At 75.0% G+C, this 9584-nt stretch carries 9 protein-coding genes; 6 read left to right on the top strand and 3 right to left on the bottom strand.

Going from position 1 to position 9584, the window contains the following annotated elements; translation table 11 throughout:
• Positions 1 to 237 precede the first annotated feature (237 nt).
• Positions 238 to 1656 carry a HEAT repeat domain-containing protein gene (locus tag RND61_RS29960; protein ID WP_315881296.1) on the bottom strand — a complete coding sequence of 473 codons (1419 nt, stop codon included), beginning with the start codon at positions 1654 to 1656 and terminating at the stop codon, positions 238 to 240.
• Positions 1657 to 1931: 275 nt separating this feature from the next.
• The gene (locus tag RND61_RS29965; protein ID WP_315881297.1) at positions 1932 to 2324 is read right to left on the bottom strand and encodes an ankyrin repeat domain-containing protein; all 393 of its coding nucleotides are present in this window, start codon (positions 2322 to 2324) and stop codon (positions 1932 to 1934) included.
• Positions 2325 to 2548: 224 nt separating this feature from the next.
• On the opposite strand from RND61_RS29965, the gene RND61_RS29970 reads away from it, so the two are divergent.
• The gene (locus RND61_RS29970; RefSeq protein ID WP_189538194.1) at positions 2549 to 2743 is read left to right on the top strand and encodes a hypothetical protein; all 195 of its coding nucleotides are present in this window, start codon (positions 2549 to 2551) and stop codon (positions 2741 to 2743) included.
• Positions 2744 to 2821: 78 nt separating this feature from the next.
• Positions 2822 to 4375, top strand: a complete 1554-nt coding sequence (locus RND61_RS29975; RefSeq protein ID WP_315881298.1) for a hypothetical protein — start codon at positions 2822 to 2824, stop codon at positions 4373 to 4375.
• A gap of 26 nt (positions 4376 to 4401) precedes the next feature.
• On the opposite strand, the gene RND61_RS29980 is transcribed toward RND61_RS29975, so the two are convergent.
• Positions 4402 to 5907: an SCO1417 family MocR-like transcription factor gene (locus tag RND61_RS29980; protein ID WP_315881299.1), complete on the bottom strand. Its 1506-nt coding sequence runs from the start codon at positions 5905 to 5907 to the stop codon at positions 4402 to 4404.
• A gap of 102 nt (positions 5908 to 6009) precedes the next feature.
• Between RND61_RS29980 and yczE the strand changes: the two genes are divergently transcribed.
• From yczE to RND61_RS30000, 4 genes are all read left to right on the top strand, one after another.
• Positions 6010 to 6717, top strand: a complete 708-nt coding sequence (yczE, locus tag RND61_RS29985; protein WP_315881300.1) for a membrane protein YczE — start codon at positions 6010 to 6012, stop codon at positions 6715 to 6717.
• Entirely contained in the window at positions 6714 to 7493 is a 780-nt protein-coding gene (locus RND61_RS29990) for a glycerophosphodiester phosphodiesterase family protein (RefSeq protein ID WP_315881301.1), read from the top strand. Before yczE ends, RND61_RS29990 begins: the two co-directional genes overlap by 4 nt.
• Before the next feature lie 40 nt (positions 7494 to 7533).
• A complete protein-coding gene (locus RND61_RS29995; RefSeq protein WP_315881302.1) occupies positions 7534 to 8892 on the top strand; it encodes an MFS transporter in 1359 nt (452 codons plus the stop codon).
• A 276-nt stretch (positions 8893 to 9168) separates the two neighbouring features.
• A complete protein-coding gene (locus RND61_RS30000; RefSeq protein ID WP_010468770.1) occupies positions 9169 to 9543 on the top strand; it encodes an RNA polymerase-binding protein RbpA in 375 nt (124 codons plus the stop codon).
• Positions 9544 to 9584: the final 41 nt, after the last annotated feature.

Genomic DNA, 9584 nt, shown 5'->3' on the forward strand with positions numbered 1-9584 from the left:
CGGGGCGTCCGCTCGAAGTACCGGCCCCCGGCGACGTCCGGTGGGCCCGGGCCCGGCGGGTGGGCGGCCGGGCTCCGGCGGACGTGACCAGGCTCCGGCGGGTGGGCGGCCGGGGCCGCCGCCCGGGGCCTCCGCCACGGACCGCCGCCCGGCCCCGTCTCGACCGCGCCGGCGCCGGAGGGGAGGGGACCGTCGGCGCCGGAAGAGAGGGGACCGTCGGCGCCGGGGCCCGCCGGGTCAGACGGCCGGCGCGTCGGGGCCGATGCGGCTGCGCACGGCGGTCTGCACCTCGTCCTCCTCCACCGGGTCGGCGGCGAGCCTGCGCAGCCGCTCGGCGACGCGTACGTCCCCGGTCTCGGCGTGCCGGGCGGCGACCTCCCGCGTGGTCTCCTCGCAGTCCCACAGGCACTCGACGGCGAGGCCGGTCGGGAAGGTCGGGTCGGTCGCGGCGAGGGCGCGGGCGGTGCGGCCGCGCAGTTCGGAGGAGGCGGTCTCGCGGTAGACGTGCCGCAGTACGGGGGCGGCGCAGCCGATGCCGAGGCGGCCTGCGCCGTCGACGAGCGGGTACAGCGACGGCGCGTCGGGGCCGTCCGTGCGGACGGCCTGGCGCAGCGCGTCGAGGACGAGGGGGGCGTCCTGTTCGCCGCCGCGGGCGGCCAGGACGCCGCCGGCGGACGTGCCGAGCGCGTCGGGCCGGTGCACCCAGCCGCGCGCGCGGTCGACGGCCGCCTCGCCGCACATCCGCTCGAAGGCGGCGACGGCCGCCTCGGCGACGGTGCGGGACGGGCTGCTCGCGGCGGCCTCGATCAGGTCGAGTACGGCGGGGTCGCGGCCCTCGGCGAGGTAGTGCAGGGCGGCGCAGCGGGCGCCGTCGGGGCCGCCGCGGGCGGCCTCCAGGATCAGCTCGCGGTCGTCGGGGCCCGCCACGGCGGTGAGGCAGCGGGCGGCCGGCACGTGCAGGGCGGTGCCGCGCTCCAGTCCCTGCTGGGCCCAGTCGAAGACGGCCTGGACGCTCCAGCCGGGGCGGGGCCCGGTCGGCCGCATCTGGCGTTGCCAGCGGTCGAAGGAGCCCTGTTCGCGGGCGGCGCGCACGCGGCCGCCCACGGTATCGCGCGGATCCTCGCCCCACAGCCGCCAGGGGCGGGGCTCGTAGGCGTCGCGGACGGCGGCGGCCAGCGCGGCGTCGCCCTCGGGGGTGGTGGGGAAGCGGGCCAGGACGACGTCGGCGAGGCCGCGCAGCGCGGTGTCGTCGTCGCGGAGGGCCAGCTCGTCGAGGGCCCACGCCCAGTTGCTGCCGGTCGCGGTGTAGCGGCGCAGCAGCAACAGGGCGTCACGGCGGCCGTACGAGGCGAGGTGGCCGAGCACGGACAGCGCGAGGCCGGTCCGGCACTCCTCGGTGTCGAGGTGGTCGTCGACACCGAACAGGTGCTCCTCGATCGCCTCGAGTCCGCCGTGCAGGTCCAGGTAGAGGCGCGCGTAGTAGAGGGAGCGGTTCTCCACCTGCCAGTCCTGACGGGGGTCGTGGAGGACGCAGTGGTCGAGGGCGGCGAGCGCTTCGGCGCGTGGCGCGGCCAGCGCGTGCAGCGTGCCGTCGCCGCGGCCCCTCTGCAGCAGGCCGAGCAGGGTGCCGCTCGGCGCTATGACGGGTTCGAACATGGAAAACGCCTCACATCAAGCTGTCGACGCAACGGGCGCGGTCGGGTGTCCCGAAGCAACCGGGTGGGTTGATTGCCGGTGATCGGCTAGGCCGCGCGGCGCCATGGGAGACCGCCCGTCGTCTTCTGCTTGGTGTCGACCATCTTCCTCTGCCTCTGCCTTCTCATCGGTGGCCCCCTGCGGGCCCGTCGTCATGATGACCCAGCGTTTTCGCCGCCGCGACCACATTTACGGCACCGTGTCCGTCCGGGGTTCGCTGCCCGTTCCCGGCTCGTTCACCGGGCGCCGAACAGCTCCAGGAGGTCCGTCTTGCCGAACATCCGGGCGGTGTCCACGGCGGACGGAGTGCCGGCTTCCGGATCGGCTCCGCCGGCCAGCAGGGCGCGGACGACGGCGTCCTCGCCCTTGAAGACGGCGCCGGCGAGGGGGGTCTGACCGCGGTCGTTGGCGGCGTTCGGGTCGGCGCCGCGCGCGAGGAGGGCCTCCACGGCAGAGGCGTGGCCGTGGTAGGCGGCGAGCATCACGAGGGAGTCGCCCTTGTCGTTGGTGAGGTTCGCGGGGGCTCCCGCGTCGACGTAGGCGGCGAGGGCGTCGGTGTCGCCGCGCCGCGCCAGGTCGAAGATCTTCGACGCGAGGTCGACGACCTCGGGGTCGGGGGTTTCGCTCATCGGGGGCCGCCTTTCCTGCTGTTTCCACTCCGTTGCCGCACGTACGGCGAGGTCAGCCGTACGAGTGAACCGACAGGGTACTGCCCCGTGAGGGCAGGGCCCGACGTGCGCCGGTCAAGTGAAAACGCCGCTAATTCACTCTTTTGCACCTTTTATCACATAGATGCTTCCTGTGAGCCTGGAATGACTCATGGTGACTGTCCCTCCAACCGGGAGAAACTCTCATGATCCTGTCTATCTCCGGCGTGGTACTGCTCGGCGTCATCGTCTTCCTCTTCTTCAAGAAGGACGGGCTCAAGGCGTCCCACGCCCTCGTGTGCGCGCTGTTCGGCTTCTACCTCGCGGGCACCGCGATCGCGCCGAGCATCACCGCGGGCGGGCAGAGCCTCGCCAGCCTCCTCGGCGGCATCAACTTCTGACGCCGCCCGGCCCCCTCCCCTCCGCGGCCCCGCGGCTCCGCACGACTCCGCCCACCTTCCACGACCCCAGGAGACGACGTGGCCCGTCGACCACTCCCCCGCATCCTGAGCAGCGGCAGCGCCTCGATCTCCCGCGGTCGGGAGATCGCGCGCACGGCCGCCGACGGCGCCACGGACGTCCTCCATCCTCTGATCACGGTCTCGCGCGGCCTGCGGAGGCTGGCGGTGGCCGGGCGCGCCAGATGGGCGGCGACCCCCCGGGAGCGGCGCGGCCCCACGCTGCTCCTGGCCGCCGTGTGCGTCCTGGGGGTCGTGCTGATGCCGTACGGGCCGCTGCTGGCGCTCGTGTCGGTGATGGGCGCGGCGGCGTGGAAGGGCCGGGAGCGCCCCGCCGCCCGGCCGGGCCCCGACGAGGTCGGGGCGGAGCGGCTGCGGGCGCTGTACGAAGCCCTGGTCCCGCACTTCTCGGTGCCCGACGACCCGAGCCCGCTGTTCGCCCACGGCGGGGAGTGGAAGCGGGCCTTCGGGGACTTCGCGTTCGACGCGGACGGCCGGCCGACCCGGCTGCGCGTCTCGTACCCGGCGTACTTCCCGGACGGCGATCCGGGTTCGCGCGCCCGGATCGAGCGGCTGCTGCACGCCAAGTCGGGCCGTGGCCGCGAGTACCGCTTCGACTGGGACGAGGAGGGGAACCAACTGCTGATGACCGTGCTGCCCGCGCTCCCCGCGTCGGTCGCGGCGCAGCGGTTCGTGACGGTGCCCGGCGAGACGGTGCTGGGCTTCACGGACGCCGACGCCGTGCAGCGGACGGTCCCGGTCCACGACGGCGACGCGACGCGGGACGCCCCGGCGGTGGTGTGGCGCACCGGGCCGCGCTCGACGGAGCCGCACCTGCTGGTGGTGGGCCAGCCCGGCGGGGGCGTCAGCACCCTGCTGCGGTCCGTCGCGCTCCAGGCCCTCCAGCACGGCGGGGAGGTGCTGGTCCTGGAGGGCTTCGGGACCGGCGAGTACGCGTGCCTGACCGGCCGGCGGGGCGTGCTGGGCGTCGAGTGCGGCCCGGCCGGCGCGCTGAACGCCCTGGAGTGGGCGGCCCACGAGACGGAGCGGCGCCTGGCCGCCGCGCACGAGGCCCGGCGGGCGGGCGAACCGGCGCCGGTGGAGGTGCGGCGCCCGCTGTGGATCCTGCTGGACCGGCCGTCCGTCCTCGCCGACCTGGCGGCCGCCGAGGGCCGCACGGGCCCGCAGGACCTCCTCCAGGTGCCGCTGCGGCACGGGCGGGCGGCGTACGTGACGGTGGTGGTGGCCGAGCAGTTCGACACCGTCGACGCGCTCGGCGACGCCGTACGGAGCCACACCCGCGCGCGCGTGACGCTCGGTTCGGCCCCCGCCGACCAGCTCGCGGCGGTCCTGGGCACCCCGCCCCACACGACGCCGCCGCCCGAGGTCCCCCCGGGCCGGGGCTACGCGCGCCTGGGCACCGGGCGGGTCGTGCGCCTCCAGGTGCCGGCCACCCCCGACCCGTACGACGAGGCGTCGCCGGAGGCCCACCGCCGGGCGGTGCTCGACCTCCTCCCGGAGCGGCCCGTGCGGGAGGCCCCGCTCCCGGCGGACGGGGCGGCCGTCCCCGGCTGACCTCCCCGGATCGGGCCACGACCGGATCAGGCCACGAACGTCCGCGGCTCCTCCACCGCCGGCCCGCCGGCCGCCCCCGACCGGACCGCGCGGGCGGCGGCGGCCAGGCGTGCGGCGGCCTCGTCGGCGACCGCCCCGCCCACCGTGAACGGCAGCCGCACGTACCCCTCGAAGGCTCCGTCCACGCCGAAGCGGGGCCCGGACGGGACGCGTACGCCGACGCGCTCCCCGACCTCCGCCAGGCGCGAGCCGGACAGGCCCCCGGTGCGCACCCACAGGGTGAGCCCGCCGAGCGGCACCTCGAACTCCCAGCCCGGCAGCTCGCGGCGGACGGCGGCGACCAGCGCGTCCCGGTTCTCGCGGGCCTGGGCGCGGCGGAGCCCGACCGCCTCCTCCCAGCCGCCCCCGCCCATCAGCCAGTTGACGGCCAGTTGCTCCAGGACCGGCGTCCCCAGGTCGGCGTAGGCGCGGGCGGCGACGAGCGAGCGGATCACGTCGGGCGCGGCGCGCACCCAGCCGATCCGCATGCCGGCCCAGAACACCTTGCTCGCCGAGCCGACCGTCAGCACCGTGCTGCCCGCCGGGTCGAAGGCGCAGACGGGGCGCGGCATCTCCATGCCGTCCTCCAGGCGCAGCTCCGACATGGTCTCGTCGACCACGAGGACCGTGCCCGCCGACCGGGCCGCGTCGACCAGCGCCCGCCGCTGGTCCTCGTCCGCGAGCGCGCCGGTCGGGTTGTGGAAGTCGGCCACGACGTAGGCGAGCCGGGGCGCGGCGTCCCGCAGGACCTGCCGCCAGCGGGGCAGGTCCCAGCCGGACAGGTCCTCGGCCATGGCGACGGGCACCAGCCGGGCGCCGGCCTCCCGCATGAGCTGGAGGATGTTGGCGTACGACGGCGACTCCACGGCGACGCGCTCGCCGCGCCCGGCGAACAGGTGGCAGATCGCGTCCATCGCGCCCATCGCCCCGGTCGTCACCATGATCTGCTCGGGCATCGTGGGGATGCCGCGCGCCGTGTACCGGTCGGCGAGGGTGCGGCGCAGCGCGGGCAGGCCCGCCGGGTAGTCGCCGTGCGTGTGCGCGTAGGGCGGCAGCTCCTCCAGGGCGCCCTGGAAGCCGCGGCTGAGCCAGGGCTCGGGCGCGGGGAGCGCCGCGCAGCCGAGGTCGATCATCGAACCGAGCGCCTCGGGCGGCAGCGGTTCGAGGCCGCGGGCGGGCAGGGGGTTGCCGGCGGGCACGGTCGTCCAGCTCCCGGCGCCGCGCCGGGACTCCAGGAAGCCCTCCGCGCGCAGCGCCTCGTACGCCGCGGCGACCGTGGTGCGGCTCACGGAGAGGGCGAGGGCCAGCTCCCGTTCGGCGGGGAGCCGGGCGGCGACCGGGACGCGGCCCTCCAGGACGAGGAGGCGGATCCCGTCGGCCAGGGCCCGGTAGGCGGGCGGCCTGCGCGTCCCGGGACCGGCGGGCCCGGACTGCTGCGCGGTCAACTGACGGGCCAGTTGGGCGGCCCCCACAGCCGAAGTCCACTGAGTCATGATCTCAGTCCACCTTCCTCGAATTGGCCATGGTCGGCATCCAATCGCACGCAAGAGAGTGACACAGGTCAGTCCACCACACCAGCACACCGGGGGTACCCCTTGTCCCGATCGTCGTCCGCGTCGCCCTCCGCGTCCGCCGGCCCGCCACGGGGGCGGCGGCTTCCGCGCCGGCTCGCGCAGCTCATCGCCGGGCTCCTCCTGTACGGCGCCAGTTCGGCGCTCCTCGTCCGCAGCGGTCTCGGCCTGGAGCCGTGGAACGTCCTCCACCAGGGCCTGTCGCGGCTCACCGGCCTGTCGATCGGCGCCGTCGTGACGATCATGGGGGCCGTCGTCCTGCTGCTGTGGATCCCGCTCCGGCAGCGGCCGGGCCTCGGCACCGTCGCGAACGTCCTGCTCATCGGGGCGGCGATGGACGCCACCCTCGCCGTCGTCCCGGACGCCGGGGGCCTGCCCGCCCGGATCACGCTCATGGTGTCCGGCGTGGTCCTCAACGGCCTGGCGACCGGCCTCTACATCGCCGCGCGCTTCGGGCCGGGCCCGCGCGACGGCCTGATGACCGGCCTGCACCGGCTGACCGGCCGCTCGATCCGGCTGATCCGCACGTCCCTGGAGATCGGCGTCGTCGCCGCCGGCTTCCTCCTCGGCGGCTCCCTCGGCGTCGGCACGGTGTTGTACGCCCTGGCGATCGGACCGCTCGCCCAGCTCTCGCTGCGCCTGTTCGCCGTGCCCGGCGCCGCCCCCGGTACGGCGTCCGGCAGCACCGTGGTCGCCTCGGGGACACCCGAACGGGTGATACTGCCGCGGTGACTCGCCTACCGGGCCCCCAACCGGGCCACCCGTACCTGGACCACCCCTCCCCCATTCCGTTCGCCCACCGCGGCGGTGCGGCGGACGGGCTGGAGAACACCGCGGCCGCGTTCCGGCGGGCCGCCGGCGCCGGGTACCGCTACTTCGAGACGGACGTGCACACCACGGCGGACGGCCGGCTCGTCGCGTTCCACGACGCCACCCTCGACCGGGTCACCGACGCGCGGGGACGGATCGCCCGGCTGCCGTGGAGCGAGGTCCGGCGGGCGCGCGTGGCGGGCCGCGAACCGCTGCCCCTCTTCGAGGAGCTGCTCGAGGAGTTCCCCGGGGCCCGCTGGAACGTGGACCTGAAGGCCGAGTCGGCGCTCGCCCCGCTGGTCGCCCTGATCCGCCGGACGAACGCCTGGGACCGGGTGTGCGTGGGCTCGTTCGACGAGGGGCGGGTGGCCCGGGCCCGCAGGGCGGCGGGCGAGCGACTGGCCACGTCGCTCGGGGTGCGGGGCGTCGTCGGGCTGCGGCTGCGCTCGTACGGGATACCGGCGGCGCTGCGCGCCGGCGCCGTCGCCGCGCAGGTGCCGGAGGCGAGGGGCGGCGTCCGCGTCGTCGACCGGCGCTTCGTCCGCGAGGCGCACGCGCGCGGACTCCAGGTGCACGTCTGGACGGTCAACGATCCGGCGCGGATGGACTCTCTCCTGGACCTGGGCGTCGATGGCATCATGACCGATCATCTGGAGACGCTGCGCGCGGTGCTCACCGGCCGGGGAGCGTGGGTCTGACCCGGCGCGGGCCGGGGCCGGGACGAACGAGGGGGCGCGGGTGACCGCCGAGACCGCCGACCGGGGCGCGAACGCCGCCGCGCCGCCGCCCGACCGCGGGCGCGAGCGGCGCGGCTGGTACTTCTACGACTTCGCGTGCTCGGTGTACTCGACGAGCGTCCTGACCGTCTTCCTCGGGCCGTACCTGACGTCGGTGGCGAAGGCGGCGGCCGACGCGGACGGTTTCGTGCACCCGCTGGGCGTCCCGGTGCGGGCCGGGTCGGTCTTCGCGTACTCCGTCTCCCTGTCGATCGTCCTCGCGGTGCTGGTGATGCCGCTGGCGGGGGCGGCGGCGGACCGCACGGGGCGGAAGAAGCCGCTGCTGGCGGCCGCCGCGTACACGGGGGCCGGCGCCACGGCGGGGATGTTCTTCCTGGACGGCGACCGGTACCTGCTCGGCGCGCTCCTGCTGATCCTGGCGAACGCGTCGCTGGCCGTGTCGATGGCCCTCTACAACGCGTACCTGCCGCAGATCGCCGAGCCGGAGGAGCGCGACGCGGTCTCGTCGCGGGGGTGGGCGTTCGGGTACGCGTCGGGCGCGCTGGTCCTCGTGCTGAACCTGGTGCTGTACACCGGGCACGCGTCGTTCGGGCTCTCGGAGTCGGCCGCGGTGCGGATCTGCCTGGCGTCGGCCGGCCTGTGGTGGGGCGCCTTCACGCTCGTGCCGCTGAGGCGGCTGCGGGACCGCCGGATGCCGCCGGGCGGCGCGGGCGCGGTCGGGTCGGGATGGCGGCAGCTTGCGGCGACGCTGCGGGACATGCGGCGCCACCCGCTGACGCTGTCGTTCCTGCTGGCGTACCTCGTCTACAACGACGGCGTGCAGACCGTGATCTCCCAGGCGTCCGTGTACGGCTCGGAGGAGCTGGGGCTGGACCAGACGACGCTGATCACCGCGGTGCTCCTGGTGCAGGTGCTGGCGGTGGCGGGGGCGCTCGGCATGGGGCGGCTGGCCCGCGCGTACGGCGCGAAGCGGACGGTCCTGGCGTCGCTGGCCGTGTGGACGCTGATCCTGGCCGCCGGGTACCTCCTGCCCGCCGGGGCGCCGGTCTGGTTCTACGCGCTGGCGGCGGCCATCGGGCTGGTGCTGGGCGGCAGCCAGGCGCTGTCGCGGTCGCTGTTCTCGCACCTGGTGCCGCGCGGCAAGGAGGCGGAGTACTTCTCGGCGTACGAGATGAGCGACCGCGGGCTGAGCTGGCTGGGACCCCTGGTCTTCGGTCTCGCCTACCAGCTGACCGGCAGCTATCGGGACGCGATCGTCTCGCTGGTGGTGTTCTTCGCGGCGGGGTTCGTGCTGCTCGCGCGGGTGCCGGTGCGGCGTGCGGTGGCCGCCGCGGGCAATCCGGTACCCGAACGGATCTGATCGAATGGAGGACCGGTTTAGACGGCGGAGCGAAAGGCCGGTAGTATACGCCTTTGGCCTACCAGGCGGACCGTTACTGCGTGCTCAGATGACGGAAGCGCTGGGTGACATCTCCTTTCAGATGTGACAAACCGGGCATTGGTGGGTACAAAAAGGGGCGGCACGACGGGCGACGCATGACCCGCAACGGGAATCTTTACCGCCGACCGGACGTTGACCGGATGACGACGACAGCGACACCTGTCCTGTGGGCGACAAGCCCGGGAGGCACGATTCATGAGTGAGCGAGCTCTTCGCGGCACGCGCCTCGTGGTGACCAGCTACGAGACCGACCGCGGCATCGATCTGGCCCCGCGCCAGGCGGTGGAGTACGCATGCGAGAAGGGGCATCGTTTCGAGATGCCGTTCTCGGTCGAGGCGGAAATCCCGCCGGAGTGGGAGTGCAAGGTCTGCGGGAGCCAGGCGCTCCTGGTGGACGGCGACGGCCCCGAGGAGAAGAAGGCGAAGCCCGCGCGTACGCACTGGGACATGCTGATGGAGCGGCGCACGCGCGAGGAGCTGGAGGAGGTGCTGGCCGAGCGGCTGGCGGTCCTGCGCTCCGGCGCCATGAACATCGCCGTGCATCCGCGCGACAGCAGGAAGTCCGCGTGACGGGTTAGTCCCCGGCCGCTCGGGAAATCCGCGGGGGGCGG

This window comes from Streptomyces tamarix (genome assembly GCF_032423885.1).
Classification (GTDB): Bacteria; Actinomycetota; Actinomycetes; order Streptomycetales; family Streptomycetaceae; genus Streptomyces; species Streptomyces tamarix.